Annotated in this window: 20 protein-coding genes and 1 pseudogene; 13 read left to right on the forward strand and 8 right to left on the reverse strand. The window is 70.8% G+C overall.

From position 1 onward, the window contains the following. Positions 1–58 precede the first annotated feature (58 nt). A complete protein-coding gene (locus tag ABZ836_RS20865) occupies positions 59–778 on the reverse strand; it encodes a hypothetical protein (RefSeq protein WP_361144228.1) in 720 nt (239 codons plus the stop codon). A gap of 330 nt (positions 779–1,108) precedes the next feature. On the opposite strand from ABZ836_RS20865, the gene ABZ836_RS20870 reads away from it, so the two are divergent. Both ABZ836_RS20870 and ABZ836_RS20875 read left to right on the forward strand, forming a co-directional pair. Continuing rightward, complete coding sequence (locus tag ABZ836_RS20870) at positions 1,109–2,203, forward strand: hypothetical protein (protein WP_361144231.1); 1,095 nt, start codon at positions 1,109–1,111, stop codon at positions 2,201–2,203. A 47-nt stretch (positions 2,204–2,250) separates the two neighbouring features. Beyond that, entirely contained in the window at positions 2,251–2,757 is a 507-nt protein-coding gene (locus ABZ836_RS20875) for a hypothetical protein (protein WP_356133336.1), read from the forward strand. A 125-nt stretch (positions 2,758–2,882) separates the two neighbouring features. Here the strand turns inward: ABZ836_RS20875 and ABZ836_RS20880 are convergent, their stop codons facing one another. The 3 genes and pseudogenes from ABZ836_RS20880 to ABZ836_RS20890 all read right to left on the reverse strand — a co-directional run bounded on the left by ABZ836_RS20880 (position 2,883) and on the right by ABZ836_RS20890 (position 6,328). Beyond that, positions 2,883–4,124: a PQQ-binding-like beta-propeller repeat protein gene (locus ABZ836_RS20880; protein WP_361144234.1), complete on the reverse strand. Its 1,242-nt coding sequence runs from the start codon at positions 4,122–4,124 to the stop codon at positions 2,883–2,885. A gap of 602 nt (positions 4,125–4,726) precedes the next feature. Beyond that, positions 4,727–4,885, reverse strand: a pseudogene (locus ABZ836_RS20885) (DUF2332 family protein); the annotation flags it as partial. Positions 4,886–5,521: 636 nt separating this feature from the next. After that, positions 5,522–6,328 (reverse strand): helix-turn-helix transcriptional regulator, encoded by an 807-nt coding sequence (locus ABZ836_RS20890; protein WP_361144237.1) that lies wholly within the window; start codon positions 6,326–6,328, stop codon positions 5,522–5,524. A 238-nt stretch (positions 6,329–6,566) separates the two neighbouring features. Here ABZ836_RS20890 and ABZ836_RS20895 point away from each other — a divergent pair, with 238 nt between their 5' ends. Beyond that, positions 6,567–6,827, forward strand: a complete 261-nt coding sequence (locus ABZ836_RS20895; protein WP_356139071.1) for a hypothetical protein — start codon at positions 6,567–6,569, stop codon at positions 6,825–6,827. Between the two features lie 83 nt (positions 6,828–6,910). On the opposite strand, the gene ABZ836_RS20900 is transcribed toward ABZ836_RS20895, so the two are convergent. Continuing rightward, entirely contained in the window at positions 6,911–8,005 is a 1,095-nt protein-coding gene (locus ABZ836_RS20900; RefSeq protein WP_361144240.1) for a GDSL-type esterase/lipase family protein, read from the reverse strand. A 213-nt stretch (positions 8,006–8,218) separates the two neighbouring features. On the opposite strand from ABZ836_RS20900, the gene ABZ836_RS20905 reads away from it, so the two are divergent. Continuing rightward, positions 8,219–9,649: a vanadium-dependent haloperoxidase gene (locus ABZ836_RS20905; protein WP_361144243.1), complete on the forward strand. Its 1,431-nt coding sequence runs from the start codon at positions 8,219–8,221 to the stop codon at positions 9,647–9,649. An 807-nt stretch (positions 9,650–10,456) separates the two neighbouring features. Here the strand turns inward: ABZ836_RS20905 and ABZ836_RS20910 are convergent. Next, positions 10,457–11,212: a Clp protease N-terminal domain-containing protein gene (locus tag ABZ836_RS20910; RefSeq protein ID WP_361144246.1), complete on the reverse strand. Its 756-nt coding sequence runs from the start codon at positions 11,210–11,212 to the stop codon at positions 10,457–10,459. 599 nt (positions 11,213–11,811) lie between these two features. On the opposite strand from ABZ836_RS20910, the gene ABZ836_RS20915 reads away from it, so the two are divergent. The 7 genes from ABZ836_RS20915 to ABZ836_RS20945 all read left to right on the forward strand — a co-directional run bounded on the left by ABZ836_RS20915 (position 11,812) and on the right by ABZ836_RS20945 (position 16,906). Beyond that, entirely contained in the window at positions 11,812–12,027 is a 216-nt protein-coding gene (locus tag ABZ836_RS20915) for a hypothetical protein (protein WP_361144249.1), read from the forward strand. Positions 12,028–12,247: 220 nt separating this feature from the next. Continuing rightward, the gene (locus ABZ836_RS20920) at positions 12,248–12,955 is read left to right on the forward strand and encodes a trypsin-like serine protease (protein ID WP_356139063.1); all 708 of its coding nucleotides are present in this window, start codon (positions 12,248–12,250) and stop codon (positions 12,953–12,955) included. A 727-nt stretch (positions 12,956–13,682) separates the two neighbouring features. Then, entirely contained in the window at positions 13,683–14,021 is a 339-nt protein-coding gene (locus tag ABZ836_RS20925) for a PadR family transcriptional regulator (RefSeq protein ID WP_356139061.1), read from the forward strand. Next, the gene (locus tag ABZ836_RS20930; RefSeq protein ID WP_361144253.1) at positions 14,018–14,914 is read left to right on the forward strand and encodes a DUF5808 domain-containing protein; all 897 of its coding nucleotides are present in this window, start codon (positions 14,018–14,020) and stop codon (positions 14,912–14,914) included. Before ABZ836_RS20925 ends, ABZ836_RS20930 begins: the two co-directional genes overlap by 4 nt. Beyond that, positions 14,911–15,213: a hypothetical protein gene (locus tag ABZ836_RS20935; RefSeq protein ID WP_361144257.1), complete on the forward strand. Its 303-nt coding sequence runs from the start codon at positions 14,911–14,913 to the stop codon at positions 15,211–15,213. Before ABZ836_RS20930 ends, ABZ836_RS20935 begins: the two co-directional genes overlap by 4 nt. After that, on the forward strand, positions 15,210–16,136 hold the full coding sequence (locus ABZ836_RS20940; RefSeq protein ID WP_356139056.1) for an ABC transporter ATP-binding protein: 927 nt from the start codon (positions 15,210–15,212) through the stop codon (positions 16,134–16,136). Before ABZ836_RS20935 ends, ABZ836_RS20940 begins: the two co-directional genes overlap by 4 nt. After that, on the forward strand, positions 16,133–16,906 hold the full coding sequence (locus ABZ836_RS20945; protein ID WP_356139054.1) for an ABC transporter permease subunit: 774 nt from the start codon (positions 16,133–16,135) through the stop codon (positions 16,904–16,906). Before ABZ836_RS20940 ends, ABZ836_RS20945 begins: the two co-directional genes overlap by 4 nt. Before the next feature lie 824 nt (positions 16,907–17,730). On the opposite strand, the gene ABZ836_RS20950 is transcribed toward ABZ836_RS20945, so the two are convergent. Continuing rightward, entirely contained in the window at positions 17,731–18,174 is a 444-nt protein-coding gene (locus tag ABZ836_RS20950) for an NUDIX domain-containing protein (RefSeq protein ID WP_356139052.1), read from the reverse strand. A 561-nt stretch (positions 18,175–18,735) separates the two neighbouring features. On the opposite strand from ABZ836_RS20950, the gene ABZ836_RS20955 reads away from it, so the two are divergent. Next, positions 18,736–19,191, forward strand: coding sequence for a hypothetical protein (locus ABZ836_RS20955; RefSeq protein WP_356139050.1), 456 nt, complete (start codon positions 18,736–18,738; stop codon positions 19,189–19,191). Between the two features lie 241 nt (positions 19,192–19,432). Here the strand turns inward: ABZ836_RS20955 and ABZ836_RS20960 are convergent, their stop codons facing one another. Further along, positions 19,433–19,978 (reverse strand): hypothetical protein, encoded by a 546-nt coding sequence (locus ABZ836_RS20960; protein WP_356139048.1) that lies wholly within the window; start codon positions 19,976–19,978, stop codon positions 19,433–19,435. Between the two features lie 1,693 nt (positions 19,979–21,671). On the opposite strand from ABZ836_RS20960, the gene ABZ836_RS20965 reads away from it, so the two are divergent. Continuing rightward, positions 21,672–22,208 (forward strand): hypothetical protein, encoded by a 537-nt coding sequence (locus ABZ836_RS20965; protein WP_356139044.1) that lies wholly within the window; start codon positions 21,672–21,674, stop codon positions 22,206–22,208. Positions 22,209–22,281 lie beyond the last annotated feature (73 nt).

Genomic DNA, 22,281 nt, shown 5'->3' on the forward strand with positions numbered 1-22,281 from the left:
TCCAGGCGGTGCGGACGGTGACTCGGGACGGGCGGAGTGCGGCGGTGCGCGCCGCCGTTCACGTGAAGACGTGGTGGTACGGGACGTTCCACTCGTTCGGCAGGCGGGGGTAGAACGTGTTGATGACCGTCCCGGTGAAGTCCCCGCCCCAGTTGTAGGTGAGCCTGACCTCGCTGTCGGCGGTCACCGAGTGGTCCTTGAAGCCGAGGATGGTGTCGGGGTGCGTGATGGGCACGAAGGTGATGCCGCCCCACGGCGTGACGGTGACGACCCAGAGCTGGGTGTCCTCGGGCGCGCCGTTCTTCCCCCGCCATTTGTCGCCGACCTTGCCGGGCAGTCCGACCTGGACGGTGTCGGCAGTGCTCTTGGGGGCGTCCTGGTGGACGGTGATGCGCCTGCGCTGCGGCTTCGGCGCGCCGTCGTCGCCCCGTCCTGCGTCGGTTCCGCCCGCGACGGCGGGCTGGGCCACCGCCTGGCCGGCGGCGCTCTCGATGAAGTACAGGGGACGCTGCCCGAAGAAGCCGGCAGGAGTGATGTGCCAGAGGTGGCCGTTGGCCTCCTTGACGGTCTCGTCGAGGGCGGTGGCCAGCTGAACTCCCTTGTCGTGGCTCGCCTCGCCCAGCTCCGTGGGCCGCAGGTAGCCGCCGTTGAAGGCATGGACGAGCATCACCGGACGGTTTTCGACCAGCGCCGCCACGATCGCGTTGTCGTAGCTGTTCACCGCCACCGGGCCGCCGACGACCAAATTCGACATCGCTGTGCGTTCTTGTGTGTACATCGAGAAACCTCACCTGTTCCGAACGGGAGAGAACGGAAATCCGTTCCATGGCTGAACGTGGAATTCCATCCATGGCAACATCCGAGCTCACGCTACCCGGGGGAGTGGGGGGCGAAAAGTAATCGTTCGGGTGAATGGGATGCTGAAAGGTCACTTCACCGGCGTTTCGGAAGCGATTGCCGAAAACCGATCACTCGATTGAGCGTGACATGTGAATCTGCCCTTCCTGTACGGGAGTTGTCGCGGTAATTTCGCTCGGCGGAACGTGCGCAGACTTCTGTTTGCATGACATCGAGCGCGGTTCGGCCGGAATTATTCGAGGACGGGTAGATGCCTTCCACCGCATACAGCCTGGTAGACGCCAGGCGTCAGCCACTGACGAAGAAGAACCTGCGGGAACTCAATATCGAGCAGGCCTGGCAGTCGATCCTGAGCCACCCCAACCTGGTCTACGCCGACCCTTCCGGTGTGCAGCACAAGCCCGTCGGGTTCTCCGTGAACAAGTCGAGCTTCGGCACCTTCTCCGGGACCGCGTTCGAGCGGGGCTGGCTCGCCTACATGAACCTCGGGGAGCCGCTGATCGAGGTGCGCGGTGACATCGCCCAGCCCCCGCCCGACACGTTCTCCTCCCGCACCTACGTCAACCGCAGCAGCGATGAGATGACCTTCACCGACTCGGTCGACTTCACCGTCTCCAACGGGGTCACCTGGTCACTGCACGGCGACGCCAAACTCACCTTCGGCGGCAGCGTCGGTGCCTCGCTGCAGCTGCAGCTGCAGAACCAGCTCCGCCTGGACCTGCAGTCGCAGCTCGCGGCCTCGTGCCAGAACGGGACGGCGAACAAGAACGCCAACACGGTCACCAACAAGAACAGCAAGGACAGCGTCGGCGTCGACAACGCCAACACCACCGAGACGTCCACGAGCAGCTCCGCTACGAACTCCTCGTCGAACACGATGACCAACTCGGTGGGGTTCACGACCTCGGGCAGCGCCACCGGCAACGCGTCCCTCAACGCCCAGCTGGCCCTGGGCATCGCCGCCACCGTCGGGGGATCGCTCAACACCAGCTGGGCCTCGAAGTCGCAGATCTCCGGCAAGGTGCCGGCGAACTCCCGCGTGCAGACCGTCGTCAGCCAGCGGCGCACCCGCAAGCAGTACACCTACGAGATCCCGGTGACCTTCTCCGGACTGATCGCCGTGCAGTACGCCGTGCCGGTGGCGGTGCTTGCTCCTCCGCAGCCCGGCACCTATCCCGGCCTCAGCCACCTGGTCGCCCGCGACATCAACGACATCGACCTCGCCCCCGGCGGCTTCCGCATGCAAGGGCTGGCCGAGGTCGTCTCCGCCCTGGACGTCCACCACACCATGCTGGACGTCGAGGCCCTGACCGTCAGCCAGCAGACGCTCTACAAGCAGCCCTGACCACGCGGCACCGCCGCCGCGAACCGAGACGACCCGAGGTGACGACCATGGTGTTCGACAACATCTTCAACTCCGCCGGCAGGGGTGCGGGGCTGTTCTCCGTGACCACCGACAGCGCGAAGCCCCGGCCCGGCGAGGACGTCGACTTCGAGGACTCCGACGACGGCACCTACGACGACACCAGCACCAGCCTGTTCAGCACCGCGATCCACGGCGCCTCCTCCCGCGCGAAGATCGTGCAGGAGACCTCGCCCGAGGCCCGCGCGGTCCTGGGCTTCCTCGGCTCCTTCATCCAGACCACCCAGGCGTCCGCCGGGGCCCAGGCCCAGTACGCCGGCGACCCTGGCTCGGTCACCGAAGCGGCCTCCGCGGGCATGCAGCACGCCAGCGCGACGGTCAAGGAGCACGGCGACCTCAAGAAGGACGAGGACCTGCGGAACAGGCCCAGCAAGAGCGACTTCACGAAGCCCCCCAGGACCCCGCAGGCCCCGGAGGCGCCCCAGGCGCCCCAGGCACCCAAGGCGACCGCGGAGAAGCCGTCCCGGTCCGAGTAGAAACCGGCCACCGCGGACTCACGCGGAAGGGGGAGGGGAGGGGAGGGCCGGGAGCGCCCCTGCCCCCCTCCCGCGTGAGTCCGCGGTTCACCCTGCCGACAAGGCCCCGGACGCCCGAACTCCACTCACGCGGGCAGGGCGTGGAGTTTCTTGCCGTGCAGGGCGAAGACCCGCTTGCCGTCGGTGGCCACCAGCCACGCGTGATGGTCACCGGACTTGTCGTTGAACGTCCAGAGCAGCTCGCCGGTCTTCGCGTCGATGGCGTGCACGCCGCCTCCCTCGTCGAGCTGGGTGGCTCCGTAGAGGGTGCCACCAGCCTTGACGAACTGCCAGGGCTCGTGGACGCCCGCGTCGGCCAGGGCCGTGGACTGCCATATCTCCCTGCCGGTCTGCGGTTCGAGGGCCCGGAGCGTCTTGCCGCTGTCGGCGACGTGGAGCACCCCCTCCACGACGGCCGGCACCTTGAAGGAACCGTATGCTTCGGTCTCCACGGACCACTTCTCGCTGCCGTCGGAGAGACGGAACGCCTGGAGTTTCCGCCCCTGCGGGACGATCACCAGATCTTGGTGAACGGCGAAGGAAACCCAGTTCGTCTGCGTCGTCTTCCGCGTCCACACCTGCTGGCCCGTGACGGTGTCACGAACCGTGAGGTTCTTCCTGAAGTCGGTGTAGACGAGGTGGCGGCCCTGGACGGCGGCGTGGATGCCGTTCTGCTCGGTGCCCGGATCCCGCTGCTCCCTCCACGCCACCTTGCCCGTGCCGCTGTCCAGCGCGGCGATCACATTGGTGTGCGACGAACCGTCGGCCTCGAGGATCTCGGCAACGACGTAGACCTGCTGCCCGTCCACCGCGACCGGCCTCGGCTGCCGGTACGCCTTGCCCAGGCGGCTGCGCCAGACCTCCTTCCCGGACGCCGGTTCGTACCCGCCTACCGTGCCGTCGTACTTGCTGCTCGCCAGATACAGGGTGTTGTTGCCGAGCAGCAGCGGCGCTCCGGGAATGGCGCCGTCCTGTTGGGACCACTTCGGCTCGCCGGTCTTCGTGTCGAGGGCCGTGAGCGGATCACCGCTGGTGATCACCACGTCGTCGACGGCCACCAGCTCGTCGTTGTTCCCGTACGTCGTCGCAGAGGTCGTCCTCGTCCACAGGGGCGTGGGGGCCTGCTCGTCCTCGCGGGAGATGCCGCCCGACGGGTCCGCGGACCCGGGCTGATCGGCACCGTCCCCGGTGTCCGGGTCGTCGGGCACGTCCTCGCGGCAGCCGCTCGCCCCCGCACCCAGAGCGGCCAGGGCGAGGCCGCCTCCGGACAGCCGCAGCATCCTTCTCCGGGAAGGCCCGGTGTCCGGCACGGTCTGGTTGTTCGGCATGGTGATGGCCCCCATGGAGTGGTGCGGGTAACGGGCTGAGCAGGACCGCACGCTCGTACGAGTGCACGTTCTCGAGATCGGGAGGCTAGCCGCTGCCGTGCGGGCGCGGCGATGCCGGGACCGGGCCGGGACGAGGCCGTGAACCAATCGGTACGTTGAGCGGCGCCGGTGCGGACGCTGATGAGGAGCCCGACCGGCGCGGGCCCGGCGCAGCAGGCCGGCCATCGCGGCGTCGGCGTCGCCGCGATCGGCCGCCCGCTTTCCGGCCTCCCCGAAGTCGGAGGCAAGGCGCGTGCGGACCTGCTCGACCACGTCGCGCCCCCCCGGGGGCGCGGAAGGCGGCCCCGGCCGGCACCCCGGCAGGCCCGGATCCGCGGTTCGAGAACGGGCCGCTCGTGGTCGTCGACGTCCAGGACGGGAAGGTGCCGGCGTACCACGTCGGCGGCCTGGTCCTGCACCCGCCCGCCAAGCCGATGCGGCGGGCGCCCAGGTGTGCGATGCGCTCCACGGCCCGGTGTCGGGCCGGTCCGTCGAGGTAGGCGAGTGGCGGAGTGGGCGACCACCAGGGTGGCGTCGTCCGGGGCCTCGGCGGCCGGCGCCGCCAGGTCGCCGGTCAGGTCACCCTGCCGGACGCGTACCCGCTGGGCCACGGTCAGCGCCGCGGCGGCGGTGAGGCGGTCGCGGCGGTCCTGGTGCTCAGGCCACACGAGGACCCGCAGCCAGGTGAGGGTGTCGGGGTCCGCCGGGTCGAGGGGATTCAGGTCGAGGCCCGCGCGTCAGACGATGTCCGGCATCGCCGTAGGGGGTTCGAGGCCCTGGCCGATGCGTACCGGGATGGAGACAGGACCGGGCCCGTCCACCTGCCGGGTCGACGTTGACGGAGTCGATGTCGGCCGGGACCAGACCGGGACGGCGCGGGGCCGGGGCCGGGGCGTGGACGTCAGGAGAGGGCGCGGGGACGCAGGCGCAGCCCGTGGGGGTACTCCTCGATGGCGTCGGCCGGCCCGGTGAACTCGGGGTCGAGCACATGATCCCCATGGAGGAGTGGAGACAGCCGCGGCGCCGGAGCGCTTCCACGCGACGCCTACCGTGGAGGACCGCGAGCGGTGACGGAGCTCGAGGCCGCGGTTGGTGGAGTTCGATGCCGCGCTGCGGGCACGCTGCTGCTGGGCCCGGCTCAAGGCGTCGGGCTCGCGGTCGTGCCGCACCGCGGCCGTCGCGGCGGGTCGCGCCGGCCGCCGCTCCGTGCTGTGCGGGCGCCCGACGCGGCCCGGAGGTTGCTTGGCCGGCCAGGTCCAGGGTGGCCGCCCCTCGTCGTGCTGTGCAGGACCGCCGCCGCGCGCCGGCGCCGCCTCCACAGGACCGCAGCGGCGTCGCGGCGGCGGCCACCGCGGCGCTCACGGGGCGCAGTGGGGCAGCAGCCGGGCGAGCTGGTCGAGGTCGTCGGGGGTGACGCGGATTCCGGGAAGCCAGACCTGGTCGCGGTGGTGCGTGACCTGGATCCAGATGGTGCTGTGCTTCCCGTTCTCGTCGGTGACGCTGATGCCGTCGGCGACCGTGCAGTGCGCCTGCAGCAGGTCGTGGTGCCAGACGCGGCCCGCGGCGTTGGACCGGACGTAGGGACGGTAGGGGTCGTAGGCCAGGGCGAGGGCGCAGTCGTGCGTGCGCGGCTTCCGGCACGCCTTCTCCGCGTTGTGGACGACGACACCGACGTCGCCCTCCCCGCCCGCCCGGCCCTCGGCCGACCGGCCACCGGCCCCGGCCACCCCGGCGGGCTGGAGGAGCAAGACAGCCGCCACCCAGGTCAGAACGCCTCCCGCGACAGCGGCCGCCACGGCCACCGCGACGACCCCGGCGCGGGACAGCCCTCCGGTCGGACGGCGCCACCAGGCCTGGTCACGGGCCTGCGGCGCGGCGGCGGCGAGCGTACGGTCCTCGTTCTCGCCCCCCTGGCGGGCGCGGTCGGCGGCCTCCCACAGGGCTCGGTATTCGGCCGGGTCGGCGCCCATCGCCCGGCACAGGTCCCGCACCACGGGCCAGACCGGCACGCTCTCGCCCCGGAAGTAGCGGGAGAGGGACGAGTCGCTGATGCGGACCCGCGTCTCCAGCCCGCGCAGCGTGCACCCCGACCTCTGCTGGAGACCCCGCAGTGCGTTCGCCAGCCTCCGTACCGCCTCGTCGCGCTCCGGCCGCGAACCGGTCATCGAAGGGCCTTTCTGCCGAGCGGAGCAGCGGGAGGACGTGTCCCGCACGGCCGTCCCGTCTCCCGGGACGAAGGACGTCCCAGCAGGTCAGAACCCTATTTGTCCCGACATCCGCGAATCAAGCGGGATCCGGTGGTGAAAGCGCTCCAGCCTGCGCAAACTCGGCGTACCGGCCTGGCGGATCACCCCCGAGGGTGAGCGCCCGGCCGTCCGAACCCCTCACCGAAAGGGATGCACCATGCGTGTACGCACAGCTCTCACGGCCTTCGCGACGATCACCGCGGTCGCGCTCGGCGCCGCCTCGGCGGCGCCCGCTCTCGCCGCGCCCGGCGATGTGGCCGTCGTCCGGGCGGGCGACGGCCTCGACGTCCACCGCGGCAAGTACGTCACGCTGGGCGGCTGCCAGACGGCCGGCCAGCAGGGCATCGAGCGCGGACACTGGGACCGCTACCAGTGCGCCGAGGGCACCTTCTTCTGGAACCTGTGGACCAACCGCTGACCGGCCCCACGCCGCCGGTGGCTCCCCTCGGCCGAGGGGAGCCACCGGCGGTGGACCGCAGCCCGTCGTCGTCCGCGGTCGTGTCAGGAGGCGGCCCTGGCGGAGCAGGTGAGGGTCACCGGCGGGGTGCCGGACGCGCCGGTGGTGGCGGCTATCAGGCCGAACGTGACGCTCGCCCCGGGGGCGGGAGTGCCGTTCCACGCCATGTCGGTGACCTTGAAGGTGCCGTCCGCGGCGGTGGTGAGACTGCCGTTCCACACCTGGGTGATCCGCGCGCCGCCGGACGGCGCACCGCTCACCGCCCAGCCCGCGATGGGCGCCGGCGAGGTGTTGGTGACGGTCACCTCGCCCTGTTGCCCGCCCTGCCAGCTGGAGACGACCCGATAGGTGGCGCTGCACGAGGGCCCGGGGCCACCGGGCTCCTCCGGCTCCCCGGGCTCCTCCGGCACCCCCGCGTCGAGCAGCGCGGCCAGCGCCGGGTACCAGCGGGCGGCGATCTTCGCGTCGCCCGCGGCGTTGGGGTGCACGCCGTCGTAGGTGTCGGTGGCCGTGCTGAAGCCGGTCCACTGGTCGACGACGGTCACCGGGGAGCGGCTCGTGGTGGTCGCCTGCGCCCAGGCGGGTATCCGCGCGTTCAGCTCGACGGCACGCCGGGCGCATTCCGTGCAGGTGCTGGGGTACATCGGGATGATCTGCGCGACCAGGACCCTCATGTCCGGGTTGGAGGCGCGCATCTGCTCCACCAGCTTGGTGTACGCGGCCAGGATGCGGTCCGGCGCGATGTTGCTCCAGACGTCGTTGGTCCCGAAGTGCATCACGACGATGTCGGGGCGGGTCGCCGCGAGCCGCGCCGGCAGCAGGTTCTGCGCGGCGGTGTTGGTCACCAGTTCCCCACCGTGACCCTCGTTGTCGCCGTCGTACGCCTGGCCGCACCCCTGCGGGCCGAGGGTGCCGACGAAGTCGACGTCCGTGTACCCGGCGTCCCGCAGCCGGTTCCACAGCACCGCTCGCCAACAACCGGGCGAACCGGTGATCGAGTCGCCCAGCGGCATGACGCGCACCGGGTCCGCCTCCTCGGCCGCCGGCGCGGCCGCGGCGTGGGGGGCGAGGCCGCCGAGAGTCATCAGGATGACGGCGAACAGGCCTACGAGGGGAAGACGTAATCGGTTGCCGAGCATCTCGGTCCCTTCTGTCCATGGATGGAGGCGGATGGGAGCGCTCCCATCCGCCTCCATCCAGCCACTCCCCGCACGGCACGTCAAGGCCGTCCGGCAGTCCGGTCAAAGCCCGGCACCGTCCGCCCACCACCGTCACTCGATTCCCCGCCGGCACGATCACACTGCCGCCGCTCGGGCGGTGAACGGCCGAGTCCTCCGGAAGTGGATACCGCCATGCCCACACAGGTCCGAACCGTCCGAAGGCAGCGCAGGGGTTCCTGGCGGCGGGTGCTGTCGGCGCTCGCGGTACTGGCAGCCGCGGGCACCACGCTGACAGCGTTACCGCAGCCGGCGTACGCCGCTCTGCCGCCCCAGACCATCGCCGATCCGGTGCACTACTGGAACGACGTGCTGCTGGGCGTCGTCAGGAGAGAGGGCGGCGGGCCCGGTCCGATGGCGAGGGCCGCGGCCATGCTCAACGCGGCCGTCTACGACGCCGAGTCCTCCTACCGGCTGAAGTGGCACGGTCAGATCACCTCGGCGCCCTACATCGGCGCGCAGAAGTACGCCGGCATCATCGAAGGGGCCGACGAGGAGGAGCGCGTCATCGGCCGCACCGCCTACAACATCCTGCTCGACCTCTACCCCGGGCAGGTCCACTACCTCGACGCGCGTTTCCGTGAGCGTTTCGGTTCCGAGCCCACCGCGTTCGACATCCTCGACACCACGGTGGTGGGCCCGATGGTGCGGCAGATGCGTACCGCCCGCGCCAACGACGGCTCCGACGATCCCAGGGTCTACACCGGCGACAACGTGCCGGGCGCGTGGCGGCCCACCAGCTACCCCGACATGGCCGACCCCGGCTGCACTCAGGACAGTCAGGCTGTGACCCCGTTCTGGGGGCAGGTCAGGCCGTTCGCCCTCACCTCCGGTGCACAGTTCCGCCCGGCCACCCCGGGCCTGTACGGCACGTACGCCAAGCTGCTGGCGAGCGACGACTACCGGCGACAGGTGGAGGCGGTCCGGTCCGCCGGCGCCGACGAGCCGACCACCGCGACCCCCGTCGTCAACCGCACCCTCGACCAGGAGGCGGCCGCCTGGTTCTGGGCCAATGACGAGGACGGCACCTACAAGCCTCCGGGCCAGCTCCTTCAGGCCACCCGTGACATCGCCACCCAGCGCGGACTTTCCACCTACCAGAACGCGCGGCTGTTCGCGCTCGTCTCGATCGCGATGGCCGACGCCGGCATCGCGGTCCGCGACGTCAAGTTCCTGACGGACATCGACCTGTGGCGGCCGGTCTCCGCCATCCGCGAGGGCGGCCTCGACCCGCAGTGGAAGCCGCTGCTCAAGACCCGCGCCGGCGTCAACGTCAACCCGTGCTTCCCGGCGTGGGCCTCCGGACACGCCACCTTCGGCGGAGCGTGGGCCGGGGTGATGAAGCGTTACTTCGACAACGCCAACATCGCCTTCACCATGACCACCGACGACCCGCAGTCCCCGGTCAGGTCGCGCTCGTTCACCAGCTTCAGCCAGGCCGCCCAGGAGGACGCGCAGAGCCGCGTCTGGCTCGGCGTCCACTACCCGTGGGACGCGACGGACGGGCTCGACCTCGGAGACAAGATCGCCAACCACGTCTTCACGACCAAGCTGGTCGCGCATTAGTCACCGGGACTGCGGGGGACGGGTTCTCGGGACTACTCATCTTCGGGCACGGGCACGGGCACGGGCTCGAACTCGGACTCGGGCAGGGGCTCGGGCGTGGCGTGCCAGGTGATGGTGACCTGGCCGTCGCCGCCCGCCGGAGGTTCGCTTCGACGTGCAACGTGAAGGCAACTCCTTCCTCCGGCTCCACCGGCAGCCGGAACGCGACCTCGTACTGCGGCACAACCAGGGGAAAGTCGCCCCGGCGCAAGCCCGGCCGGCGGATCATGTATCCGTCGGACAGATCGATCGCGTGGGGACGGGACAGGGCATCCGACTCGCGCAGCGCCTGCCGGCGCCGGCGCGGACATGGTGTCGGAAGGATCAGGTCCTCCTGGCCGACATCATCGACCCCGACGAGCGGGCTCGTGGCGGGAACGGTGCGCCAGCGCCCCGGCGGTTGTCCGGTCCAGTCCATCCCCAGCGCGGTGAAGGCGGCGCGCTGCTCCGCGGTGAGCTCGCCGTGCCCCGAAGTGGTGGGCGAAAGCCGCACCCGCCCCGTCTCACCGGGACGGTTCTCCTGGCCGTCGGCCTCGGCCGACTGGCGTCTGCCTCGCGCTTGCCGCCGAGCTGGGCAGTTCGGCGCCGGGCTCTGCACGCCCACCGCTCCGGTGATCCGGCCCGCTGGACTGGACCGGTGATACCCGGACCGACCTGGGTCCCGGTCGCGGTGAGTGCCTGCCCGCCGGCCACGCCGTGGGTATCGCTGGGCCACTGACACCGACACCCCGGCGAGCGGGTTCCGCGCTTCCGCCGGGCCGGCTGGGTTCAGCCCTGCGCGGGGTCCTGCGCGGTGCTCTCGCCGGTCGTGGCGACGAACTGGGCCAAGGCGTCGGCGACGAAGTCCTCCGCCTCGTTCTTGCGGAGGCCGAGACCGCTCAGCACGCCGTCGCCGTTCTCGTACTCGAGCAGGGCGAGCAGGAGGTGTTCGGTACCGACGTAGTTGTGGCCGAGCCGGAGGGCCTCGCGGAAGGTGAGTTCCAGGACCTTCTTGGCAGCGGGACCGTAGGGCACCAGTTCCGGGACCTCCTCGGCGGCCGGCGGCAGCGCGGCGAGGGCCGCCGCACGGACCGCGTCCATGGGCACGCCCTGTGCGGCGACGGCCTTCGCGGCGAGCCCCTCGGGCTCGGAGAGAAGGCCGAGGACGAGGTGCTCGGGTGTGCCCTCGGTGTTGCGCGCGGTCCTGGCCTCGCTGTGCGCGGCCATCACGGCGTTGCGGGCGCGGGGCGTGTACCGGCTGAAGCCCTGGCTCGCGTCGAGGTCGGCGGACTCCTTGGGCACGAAGCGCTTCTGCGCGGCCTGCCGGGTGACGCCCATGCGCTTGCCGATGTCGGTCCAGGACGCGCCCGACCGCCGGGCCTGGTCCACGAAGTGGCCGATCAGGTGGTCGGCGACCTCACCGAGGTGCTCCCCGGCGATGACCGCGTCCTGGAGTTGTTCGAGCGGCTCGGTGCGGATCTGCTTGATGGCCGTGATCAGGTCGTCGAGACGGATGGATGACGTGATGCCCGGATTCGTCGACATGTGTCAACCGTAGGTTGCATCGCCGCGACTGTCAACCAAAAGTTGACGCTCGGTCGGGTGGGTGAAACACCGTCGCGTCGCTGCCCGATGACGCCCCGTCCGGCGCCGGGGCGATGCAGCAAATGAACGAGACGCTCCGTGCGGCAACCGGGAACGTCATGCCCGCCGGCAGACAGGGAACTGCGGGGCCGGCAGCACGGCTCGAGCGCAGCAGCAGCCCAGCGTTCTGACCGGCACGGGTAGGCGACGGCGCGGCAGTTGCTGCAGCAGGGACCAAGGTGGCCGGTGCCCGGCACAGCCACCCGCCGACGCACCAGGTCGGCGGGATCGGCGGTACGGGCAGGCGCGGTCGGGCAGTGGCAGCTGACATGGCGGATGACGATGGCCGGCCGCAACTACCGTCCGTCGCCCCGGACACCGACAAGGCAGGTGCGCGGCACCTCCTTGCCCGGTTGCCGCGCCCGCCTGACTGTCCTGCCACGGCCGCCCGCGCTTGACGGCCATGCTGCGCGGAACCGACCGCGACACCCACCTCGCCCGACTCGCCGACGAGCAGCCCCGCGTCGCCTGAACACAGCGCGCGCCGCCCGCGCGTCACCATGGTGGAGCCCGCGCTCACCCGGCTGACGCAGCTCACCGCGGGCGAGACGCAACGCCTGGACCGCGCGATCGTCGACATCAGCGGCGACCAGGAGCTCGGCACCGAGGTACCCGGCACCCTGCTGCGCGACGTCGTCGCGTGCGTGGGGGAGGTGCCGTGTCACCTTGTCGAGGCGTGCCATTGCACCGAGGTGGCCATGGTGAGCGGCTTTTGAGCATCGATTGGGCTGGAAGGTGAGCAGGTGTCAGCGGCATGGTGCCGCTGGTGGGATTGTTCCGGCGCCTGTCCGGTGGAAGCGCGGCGGCCGGGCCGTGCAGGACCTGGCACACACGTTGCCGGCAGACGTGGCTCCAGCGGCCGTGCCCGGAGAAACCCACCGCCTGGCCTGTCCCCCTTGAGTGAGAGTAGGTGCGTCAATGCACGCAGGAGCAGCAGTGCGTCGGGTGATGGTGGTGCTGTTGTCAGCGCTGTCGGTGATCGTGTCCGGGGTGCTCACGGCGGCCCCGGCGAACGCCATCGTCGAAGGTGCGGTCGCCGGTCACCTGCGAGGAGCCGCCCAGCTCTACGTCTACGGTCAGTACACGTGCTCGGCCAGCCTGATCGCGCCGACGTGGATCATGACGGCCAAGCACTGCATCACGAACAACGGCAACCCCGCCCCCCGCGACTTCTACGTCAATCTCGGCGACAGGACCCTGGGCGGTACGTCAAGCGGTCAGCGCATCCGGGTGAAGGGTTACACCGGCTATGCCTTGGCCGATCTGGCCCTCATGGAACTGGAGGCTCCCGCGCGGAACAACGAGTGGATCACCGAGATCGTCGGCGAGGGTCTGTGGCCTGCGGTCAACACGGAACTTGCCGTATCCGGATGGGGGGCCACAGCCGTCGGCGGCGACATACCGGCCCCGCAGCTCAAGGTGTGCACCGTGAAGGTGCTGGACCGCGTGGACGTCAACACCTTCAGCGGGTTCGGCATCAACGGTTTCCCTCTCACGGGCGACTCCGGCGGCCCGGTGAGCGACGCGCGGCACGTCCAGGTCGGCGTGACCGCCAGGGTCGACGTCCAGGCCCGCATCGGGTACTTCGTCGCCATAGGCGAGACCGACACGCGACGATGGATTCGCAGCAAGACGGGCGTCTGAGCAGGCGGCGCCCGCCCGCACTCGTGCTGACACCGTCCCCGTCGCTCCGACCGCCGTGACGATCGCCCGACCTGGCGTGTCACCAAAGGGCAGCGGCTCCTGAGAGTTGCCCCCCGGGACGGGGCGGTCGCCGGTCACTGCCTGGCAGAGGACGGCGACCGCCCGTCGGCACGTGCGGGCATCGCGGCTTCCACGTCACCCCTGCCGCGGGGTTCCGCTCGCGTCGCGCTGCCTCACGGGAGTCAGCACCGCCGCGTCGCCCGCCCGAGCCGCTGACCCAGCCGCAGTGCAGTCCCCCCCGACACGGCCGCCGCGTGCGTGTCGTGCCGCCGGGCCCGGGGCATGACCACCGTCAGGCCGGCGGGGTCAGGCCGGAGCACCGATGACATGGTCGACGACGTCGCCCCGGCCACCGAACTGTCCAGGTGGCCCGGCGACCGCGCCCTGCACTACCCGCCTCCCGGTGAGCCCCACACACCTGGGCCGGGTCAGCCGGGCCGCCGCGTTCACGACCCCAGCAGCGCCCACGCGATACCGGCCCGCCACCCGGACCCGGCACCGCCCTACCGGCCTTCGGAATCAGCTCGGATGTCGGCGGCGAGGGACCGCCGCCCTGGCCGTCGACAGCGGGTCCGCGGCGCGGGGGAAAAACCCGCCGGGCGGTCTTGACCCAGCGGCTTCAGACGCGGTTCGCGGAAACGTACTATGTAATGCAAGGATGTATGCCATGCATACAAATGATCGTGCACGCCAGCTGCGCAAGGGTGTGCTCGAACTCGCGATCCTCGCCGTGCTGGACCGCGAGGAGTGCTACGCGATCGAGATCATCGGGCGACTTGCCGCGCACCCTGCGCTCGCAGCGTCACCAGGGACGGTGTACCCGCTGCTCGCCCGGCTCGACAAGGCCGGGCTGGTGGTCACCCGGTGGGTGGAGTCCGCAGGAGGGCCACCGCGTAAGTACTACCGGCTCGCCCCCGGGGGGAGGGCCTCCCTCCGGGAAGGCGCCGAGGCGTGGGCCGAGATGAGCCAGGCCCTTTCCGAGATTCTTCGAGGAGGAGAACGATGACCCGTACCTACCTGCACGCCGTACGCGAACACCTGGGACGGCTCACCCAGGGCGACCGCCGCCGCGCGCTGGTCGCCCTTCGGGCGCAGCTCGACGAGTTCCGGGAGGCCGGCCTCGACCCCGCCTCCGTCCTCGGCAGCCCGGCCGAGTACGCCGCTCAGCTGGTGGAGGCGCTGTCCGAGGAACGCCCGGCGGGCGAAGCGCGGTGGAGGCTACTCGGGCTCCCGGTCGAGACGCGTGGGCCGGTGGACGCCGAGGTCCGCTCGCGTGTCTGGGATCCGGCCGATCCGCGACTGATCGTGCCCCGTCTGTTCGGGCTGGGATGGCGTGTCAACCTCGGGGCGTTCGCCGTGCGGCTCGGCCTCATCCGCCCCGACGACATGGGACACGACGTGCTGGAGGGCATCCCGGCCCGGAATCTGCGGCTGGCGCGCTCCGTGCCGCTGGTGATCGCGGGTGCGACCGTGGCCGCCACGGCGTTCACGTGGCGGAGTCTGCCGCGGACCGTCGCGTCCGGTTTCGGTCCCGGCGGGCGGGCGCGGGGCCGGACGTCGCGCACGTCGGTGCTGGGGATGGTGGCGATCGGCGCGGTGCCCGCACTCTGGTCGCAGCGCCCGGCTGCGACAACCGAGGAGGCGCTCGTCCGAGCCGCCACCGCGACATCGCTCGCTGTGCTCTCGGCGAGCGTGGTCGCCGCGACCGTGGCGGACGCCCGTCACGCGGGCGACCGCTGGGGCCTTCTCGCCGCCGGCGCCGTGCCCGTCGCCGCGCTCGCCTCGACGGGCGTCGTCCTCCTCCCACTGAGATCCGGGCTGCGGCACGTCTGGCGCACCCGGCCCCCCGTCGTCCCGGCCGCCGACACGCTGACCAAGGAGCATCAGGAACCCCGATGAACGTCGATCCGTCCTCCATACCGACACCCGTACTGATCGCCCTCGGCGTGATCCTGCTCCTGCACATCGCCCTCGTCGTCCACTGCCTCATCCTGCTGGCCCGCACGTCGGCCGACCGGCTCGTGACCGGGCGGAAGTGGCTGTGGGTGATCATCGTCGTGGGCGTCAACCTCATCGGCTCGGTTCTTTTCCTGGCGCTCGCCCGGCGTCCCTCCGCGACCGAGGAACAGATGCCCGACCTCGAACCGGCCGATGCCGAGCGAGTCGTGCGCGGGCTTTACGGAGGGGACCGGGGATGACGGCCGCCATCGACATCCGCGGCCTAGTGAAGACCTACGGCCGCCACCACGCACTCGACGGTCTGGACCTCCGGGTGGAGGAGGGAGCGGTCTTCGGTCTCCTCGGTGCGAACGGAGCCGGGAAGACGACGACGCTGCGCACCGTCCTCGCGCTCGCCCGCCCGACAGCCGGCACGGTGAGCATCTTCGGCCACGCACCGGGCAGCACGGCGGCACGCCAACTCATCGGGTTCTGCCCGGACGTTCCTGGTTTTCTCCCATGGATGACCGCCCGCGACGTGCTGGAGAGCACCGCGAGCCTGTTCCGGCTGTCGCCCGGAACCACCCGACGCCGGGTGGGCGAGCTGCTCGATCTCGCAGGGCTGAAGGACACCCGGGTGCGAGTGGGCGGATACTCGCGCGGGATGCGGCAGCGCCTCGGTCTCGCCCAGGCGCTCGTCAACAGTCCGCGGCTGCTGCTGTTGGACGAGCCGACCTCGGCGCTCGACCCGCTCGGTCGCCGGATGGTGCTCGACCTGCTCACCGCACTGCGCGGGCACACCACCGTGTTCTTCTCCACCCACCTGCTGCCCGACGTGGAGCGGGTGTGCGACAGCGTAGCGATCGTCCATCAGGGCAAGGTGGCGGCGAACGGCAGCCTCGACGAGGTACGTGCCGCGCTCGGAGGCGCCAAGCACCGTGTGCTCATCACGGTCGACGACCGCGACCGGCTCCGTGCCGCCCTCACGGGACGGCCATGGATCGCCGCGGTCGCCGACTCGGAGACGCCCGGCGAACTGGCGCTGTCAGTGACCGACCTCAGAGAGGCGTCGTTGCGCCTGCCCGCCGAGATCGCCGCCCTCGGCCTGCGACTGCACCGGCTCGAACCCCTCGAGGCGAGCCTCGAGGACGTCTTCATCGACACGGTGGGAGCACGCCGATGAGCGCCTTCGCACCGCTGATGCGCCTGCGCGTACGGGAGATCACCTGCACCTGGCGCCTCTGGCTCCTCCCCGCCGTGCTGGTCCTCCTCGCGGTCACCTCCCCGCTGCTCGCGCGGTTCACCAACGACCTCCTCGCGGCCGCCCTCGGACCCGGAGCGGAAAGTGCCCTCGCCCTGGCCGATCCGACTTCCGCGGACGCCTACGCGCAATGGGCGAAGAACCTCACGCAGCTCGTGGTGTTCGTCGTGATCGTCATGGCGGCAGGCGCGATCAACTCCGAGGTCCGCTCCGGACACGCGGCCCTGCTGCTTGTGAAACCCGCGAGCCGCAGCGCCTACGTCCTCACCCATGCGGCGGCGCTCATCGGCTTGATCAGCGTGACCGCGTTCGTCGGCGCCGGGACCGGATGGCTCGCCACCCTGGCCTTCTTCGGCGAAGCGGGCCTCGGGCCCATCTTTGCCGCCACGGCTGTCTGGACGGTGCTCGCTGCGGTGCTCGTGAGTGCCTCCCTTCTCGCCTCGGCGGCGGTCGACGCCGCCGCAGGAGCGGCCGGAGCCGGGATCGGCGCCTACTTCGTCCTCGTGCTCCTCGGCGCGATCCCGCGCCTCACCGAGTACAGCCCGGCCGGGCTCCTCCCGCTCACCGGCGCGATCGCCACCGGCACCCAGAAGGCAGGCCCCACGCTCTGGTGGCCCGTCGGCACCGGCCTGCTGCTCGCGGCGATCCTGCTGGCCGTGACGACGTCCGTGTTCCGACGGCGGGAGCTGTGACCGGGCACCTCCCACGCCACCCTGTCCTGGTACACCTCGGCGCACCGTGTCAGGACCTGCTCCCGCCGGGATGCCCGCCTTCTCGACGGAGCGCATGGACTGGGCGCCGACGGCCCGTGCGTTCCAGCGTGCCGCTCTCACCTCGGCTGCGGGTCCTCGCGCCCGAAAGCCGGCGAGGTCGCCAACGGTACCGTCTCCAGGGGCACCGTCCGGAAGCTCATCAGGCTCCGCCCACCCGGCCGAGGCGCGAGCACAGATCCTCGCCCGCCAGCGGCAGGACGAGGCCCTGGGACACCGCGAACCCCGTGCCCACGGGAAACGGTGCGCCCGCCGCCCCGCCGCCCCGCCGCCCCGCCGCCCCGTTCAAGCCGAAGCAGGCCGAGCAGCCTTCCGGCCGGGCGCGACAAGGACGAAGCTGACCGCTGTGCGGCGTCCGCACCGCCGAACAACGCCCCGTATCGGCCCGAGCAGTCGGTCCGGCTGTTCGCCGAGTTGGGTGCCTGGTGGAGGACGTCCGCCGACCGGACGTCACCGAGCCGAGGGAGTTCGCGGTCGGAATGCGGGTTCCTGCCTCTGCAGACCGGCGCGGGCTGGTCGACTGCGCCGTTGCCCGTGAGCAGGCGGCGATGTCTGTGCTCCTGCTCGCGGCCGGGCAGGCCGACCCAGAGCCTGCCCCCGTGCGCCTTGCCGGCCAGCAGACGCACCGCCCAGGACGTCCGGTGTGCGGCGTGTGCCGCCCCCTGCGCGTCGGCCGCTCCCTCCGAACGTGGGACAGACCCCGGCACAGAAGACCGCGGAGGCGGCACGCGGCTGTGGTCGAAGTCCTATGCAGCCAGCAGGCCGCTGCGCTTCAGGAGCGGCAGAACCTGATCCTGCACCGCCGGAGCCAGTTGGACATCTGGCTCATCGCCGTTGATCCACCGCATGTCGGCCAGTTCGGCTGCGGGCCGGGGGAGGCTGCTGATCCCCGCAGTGAAGACGGTCATGTGCATGGGTACCCTCTCCAGCGCGGCCACGGCTTCGACGACAGCCAGGAACTGCGGCTCGACCGGCTGGACCCCGAGTTCCTCATCGAGTTCCCGTGCCAGCGCTTCGGCCGACGTCTCACCCGGATCGGGCTTTCCGCCCGGCAGGTAGAACACGTTCGGTGCCGCCTTCTTGCTCACGACCAGCAGCCGTCCCTGCTCGACAACAGCTGCAGCCACGACGACCAGGCGCTCCTCCTGGCCGAGAGTCGGCTCAGCGCCTGTGCTATTTCGTTGCGCCATACACGCGATTGTCTCAGGCGGGCCGGTGAACGTGTCACCGGCCCCAGCCCAGCACGCCCCCGGCCTACCGGCAGACCGCGTGGTGAGCACGGGATGTACCCACCTACGGTGCACCCGGGGCACGACCTGGGACAGGGCTCGGGGCGTGCGGCCGAGGACCTGCCGGCCAGACGGCGGGCCCGCTGCGAGCCCTCGCACGCAACCCGCAGGCTCACGGCCGTCCGGCCGTTGTCGTGGGTCACACTCCTTGCCCGCCAACCCGCAGCGGGCCGCCGCCTCGGGTGCACTCGCCTCGCCGGTGGCGGCGCGACGGGCGAGCGTGTCGTCCCCAGGACGGGGCTGCACGAGCTGGGCCTGGCTCTGGGAGACACCGTCGCGTTGTGTCCCTGGCCGATGGCTGCGCCGCCCCCGCACCGGCCCTTCTCGCTCCAGCCGGGTGGATTACTGCGGTCCCGCCCTGGGCGGCCCGTCTGTCGCTCGGGGGGGGGTGTTTGTTCTGCTGCTTCGGGGAACCCGGGGTGCTGCCCGGGCCGGGGACCACACGTCGAGGAGCGGCTGTCGATGAACGCACACGGTGATGGGCCCGGCTCACGGCATCAGCGGCCTGATGGTGTCACGACCGCCACGGTCGAGGCGCTCGGGGCGTTGTCGAAGGCTTTGGAGACGACCGAGCGGGCCCGTGGTCACCTGTATTCGTTCCATCAGCTGACCGGTAGCGCCGATCTGGAGCTGGACCGGGCGGTGCGGCTGCTGCGCGAGGCCGGCCACGAGGACTGGGCCGACCGGGTGGAGCAGGATGTCCTGGGCCGGAATGTCATTCCAGGGCGGTGGACCTTCCAGATCGTCGAGGACTACAACCGTGCCTACTACGAGCCTTTCAAGCAGGTGGAACGGCAGGCACGTGAGGAGCTCGCCGACGGCAGGGAGCACTTGTACGAGGCGGAGATGAAGGAGGACCGCCGTACCGCCGGCCACCCCGACCACACCGCCCGCCCGGACAGCCCGGCTACCGATTAGGGCCCCCTGTCCCCGGCTCCTGCCCGGCCGCCGGCCCGGCGGGCATGCCGTCGCGCATGCCTGGTCACCGAGGAGCTGCAGGCCGAGTCTGTGGAACCGGCGAGGCGGGCGTGGCCGCTTGCCGACGGTCGGCTGTCCAGCCCTCTGTGTCGGAGCAGACCCCTGTCGGCCCGTGATGCGTCCTGCGGGCGATCGATGGCCTGCCTGTGGGACCGACGACGGCAGCGGGGGAGGGGAGAGGTCAGAGGGAGGTCAGTTCCATGGTGAAGGTGCCGGTGCGGGCGTGCACGCCGGTCAGGCACTCCAGGGGATTGAGGACGGGGCCGGTGACGACGATGACGGCGCTGTCGCCGGAGAAGGGGCCGGACAGGACGGCGCCGGTACCGGTGGAGACGACTTGCCCGCCCACGGTGTTGACGACGAAGTTGACGTTGATGGTGCTGCTCCGGCCGTCGTTCCACGTGACTTTCAGCGTGGTGTTGTTCGCCGATCCGATGGTGACGCACGACCGCTCTGCGGTGAAGGACGTGTTGATGGTTCCGGTGGTGATGGCCGGATCCGTGGTGATGCACGGGCCGAGCTGTGTGGTGATGTCGATGTCGGTGGTCGTCGGAGTGAGGGTGACGGGAGGGTCGTAGGTGGTGGTCTCCGTTCCCAGCGGGCAGGTGGCGTCCAGAACACCGGCGGAGGAGGTGGCTGCCGAAGCGGTGGAGCTGACGGCGGTGACGCCCAAGCCGGCCAGACAGAGCGCAGCCAGAGCCGAGGCGGCCTTACGCAGAGGGGACATGCCGACTCCCTGAATGATCGCATGCGGCCTGTGTGTACGGATAAGTGCAGAAGCTAGCGAAGCAAGCGGATGTGCGACACCGTGCGAACACGTCAATCCCGTGTGCGAGGTGCACACGGGGCGCGTGCCGCAGCGCTGTCTGCGGACAAGCCACGCACCGGTGGATACCCCCGGGGGTGAGGCAGCCCTCTCCCGAGGGATCGTGCCGTGGAGTCGGTACGGCGCACGGTGGCGGACGACCACGCCCGGGGACGCCGAAGCCGTCCTTGGGCACCCCGTGGTCCGCCGTCCGGATACCAGGACCGGCGAGGCGGGGAGCGAGCTGCACGCGCTGTGTCCGAAGTTGGGGGAGGCCGGCGTTCTCGACTGCGAGCTGAGCGGCATCCGCGGCGATGTCCGACGCGTCGAGGACGGGCTCGGCACCGTCCGCAACGAACTGACCGAGCTGGACGGCGACGTAGGCGACCACGTCCCGGACACCGAACAGGCCCCTCGGCCCGCTCGGAGCGCACCGCCTGCTGCCCCGCCGCCTCTTCGTCGACCGGGCCAGCAGTGCGGGACGAGCCCGGTGCAGGTGGAGGTCAGGTTCAGCACGGACGCGGCGGCTTCGTCATCGTTGGAGTCGCAGAAGACCACTCGCCACTGAAGGATGCTGACTGTGGCGTTGGAGGAAATACCCGTCGCGGTACCTGGCCTGGAGCTCGCCGTAGATGATCTGCGCAAGTTCCGGGGAGACGCAGCCGTGCCAGATGCTCGTGCCGGAGCCTGCGGTGCCGCTGCGGATGGTGACGTCGATGTCGTTGTGGATGCTCACGAAGGACGGGGGGTGTCCGCGTCCTTCGCCTGTGCGGGAACCGCGGATCCCGCAGTACCCAGAAGGGAAAGTATGCCGGCGGAACACAGTGCGACTGCCTTTTCCCGGATCACGAATGGTGTCCTGCCGGGACCCCGGAACGGTCTTCCAGTGCGGGACCAGGCATGGCGCCCCCTGGATCCCGTGGTCCGTCATGCCCCTGACGGACTACGGATATGAGTCGTTGCCGCAGACGACCATTGATTGACCTCGCCAGAATTCTTGCACTCGGGCTGAAGGCGTCCAGGCGCTGACGGGCCGGCGCCACACTGCTTGGCCGTTTCGTGACACGGCACGAGGTGCCCTGTGACCTTCCCCAGGGCTCGGGGTCTGGCGGTTTTCCCTCCCGGCACGACTGAACGTCGCTCCTGCCTGACCTGCGGAGAGACTGAGAGCGCCCGAGGGACCGTGCCGGCGACGGACAGAGCAGACGAAGATGTCGGCCGTCCGTCGAGTATCTGCCATTCGGCAATCCGTCGAATGTCGTGAATCTGAATGGATCATTCTGTGCGGGGCGGGGCCTAGTCATTGCGGTGTACTGCCCGGTAGTCCTCCGGGGTGATGGCGGCTTCGGGGACGCACCTCTACATTAGGCGGCCTCCGAGTCGTCGGCGATGGCCTCGCGTCTTTCAGATCCACGGGCCAAGGCACGGAAGCACGACGGATCGACAGAAGATCGACGGATCGGTCCGGGAAACCGCCCCCGAGCGGATCCTGGCCAACTGCCACGCCGAGCGTGCTCGACTGCCGCCTGGCGGCACCCGTCCGGCTCACCGGCACCGCCCACCGCCTGACCTACGCACATCCTCCTGATCGTCACCACCGAACGGAGTCGACCCCATGCCCCGGATCCGGACCGTCCTACTGGGCGCCCTCCTGATGACCGCCGCTCTGCTGACGCCGGCGACGCCGGCCTCGGCCGGCGTCCTGGACGCCACCTGCACCCCGCCCAGCAGCAACACCGTCACCTACAACCCCCCATTGACCCTCACACCCAACAACGTGCAGATCACCGGCTCCACCAGTTACGGTCCGTGCGTCTCGCCCAGCGTCCCCGGCCTGACCTCAGGAAGCACCGCGGCACAAGCCACCGGCACCCGCTCCTGCCAGAGCCTGCTCGGTGCCAGCCCACGGACCTTCACCATCACCTGGAACACCGGCCAGACCTCCACGCTCTCCGGCAACCAGAGCTCCACCATCGTCGGAGCCGCTCTGGTGGTCACCTTCACCGGCACCGTCACCAGCGGCCTGTTCACCGGCGACACCGTCCTGCACACCATCACCGGCCCGGCCACCGACGTCACCTTGTGCACCCTCGGTCTGGGCACCGTCTCCAGCATCTACTCCACCGTCACTCTGGAGATCACCTCCGTGTGACCACCGGCGCTCCGGCCGACGCGTCCTCGTGCAGAGCTTCCCCGACGGCATCCCCACCGTGCCTGCGGGAGCC

Source organism: Streptomyces sp. NPDC047130, assembly GCF_040643475.1.
Taxonomy (GTDB): domain Bacteria; phylum Actinomycetota; class Actinomycetes; order Streptomycetales; family Streptomycetaceae; genus Streptomyces.

What these genes read in the sequence shown, in the direction of transcription:
- ABZ836_RS20900 (WP_361144240.1), bottom strand. Translation starts at nt 8,005, where the DNA reads ATGCTCGGCAACCGATTACGTCTTCCCCTCGTAGGCCTGTTCGCCGTC.
- ABZ836_RS20935 (WP_361144257.1), top strand. Translation starts at nt 14,911, where the DNA reads ATGAACGTCGATCCGTCCTCCATACCGACACCCGTACTGATCGCCCTC.
- ABZ836_RS20950 (WP_356139052.1), bottom strand. Translation starts at nt 18,174, where the DNA reads ATGGCGCAACGAAATAGCACAGGCGCTGAGCCGACTCTCGGCCAGGAG.
- ABZ836_RS20940 (WP_356139056.1), top strand. Translation starts at nt 15,210, where the DNA reads ATGACGGCCGCCATCGACATCCGCGGCCTAGTGAAGACCTACGGCCGC.
- ABZ836_RS20930 (WP_361144253.1), top strand. Translation starts at nt 14,018, where the DNA reads ATGACCCGTACCTACCTGCACGCCGTACGCGAACACCTGGGACGGCTC.
- ABZ836_RS20915 (WP_361144249.1), top strand. Translation starts at nt 11,812, where the DNA reads ATGGTGGAGCCCGCGCTCACCCGGCTGACGCAGCTCACCGCGGGCGAG.
- ABZ836_RS20895 (WP_356139071.1), top strand. Translation starts at nt 6,567, where the DNA reads ATGCGTGTACGCACAGCTCTCACGGCCTTCGCGACGATCACCGCGGTC.
- ABZ836_RS20905 (WP_361144243.1), top strand. Translation starts at nt 8,219, where the DNA reads ATGCCCACACAGGTCCGAACCGTCCGAAGGCAGCGCAGGGGTTCCTGG.
- ABZ836_RS20875 (WP_356133336.1), top strand. Translation starts at nt 2,251, where the DNA reads ATGGTGTTCGACAACATCTTCAACTCCGCCGGCAGGGGTGCGGGGCTG.
- ABZ836_RS20960 (WP_356139048.1), bottom strand. Translation starts at nt 19,978, where the DNA reads ATGTCCCCTCTGCGTAAGGCCGCCTCGGCTCTGGCTGCGCTCTGTCTG.
- ABZ836_RS20910 (WP_361144246.1), bottom strand. Translation starts at nt 11,212, where the DNA reads ATGTCGACGAATCCGGGCATCACGTCATCCATCCGTCTCGACGACCTG.
- ABZ836_RS20870 (WP_361144231.1), top strand. Translation starts at nt 1,109, where the DNA reads ATGCCTTCCACCGCATACAGCCTGGTAGACGCCAGGCGTCAGCCACTG.
- ABZ836_RS20945 (WP_356139054.1), top strand. Translation starts at nt 16,133, where the DNA reads ATGAGCGCCTTCGCACCGCTGATGCGCCTGCGCGTACGGGAGATCACC.
- ABZ836_RS20890 (WP_361144237.1), bottom strand. Translation starts at nt 6,328, where the DNA reads ATGACCGGTTCGCGGCCGGAGCGCGACGAGGCGGTACGGAGGCTGGCG.
- ABZ836_RS20880 (WP_361144234.1), bottom strand. Translation starts at nt 4,124, where the DNA reads ATGCCGAACAACCAGACCGTGCCGGACACCGGGCCTTCCCGGAGAAGG.
- ABZ836_RS20925 (WP_356139061.1), top strand. Translation starts at nt 13,683, where the DNA reads ATGCATACAAATGATCGTGCACGCCAGCTGCGCAAGGGTGTGCTCGAA.
- ABZ836_RS20965 (WP_356139044.1), top strand. Translation starts at nt 21,672, where the DNA reads ATGCCCCGGATCCGGACCGTCCTACTGGGCGCCCTCCTGATGACCGCC.
- ABZ836_RS20955 (WP_356139050.1), top strand. Translation starts at nt 18,736, where the DNA reads ATGAACGCACACGGTGATGGGCCCGGCTCACGGCATCAGCGGCCTGAT.
- ABZ836_RS20865 (WP_361144228.1), bottom strand. Translation starts at nt 778, where the DNA reads ATGTACACACAAGAACGCACAGCGATGTCGAATTTGGTCGTCGGCGGC.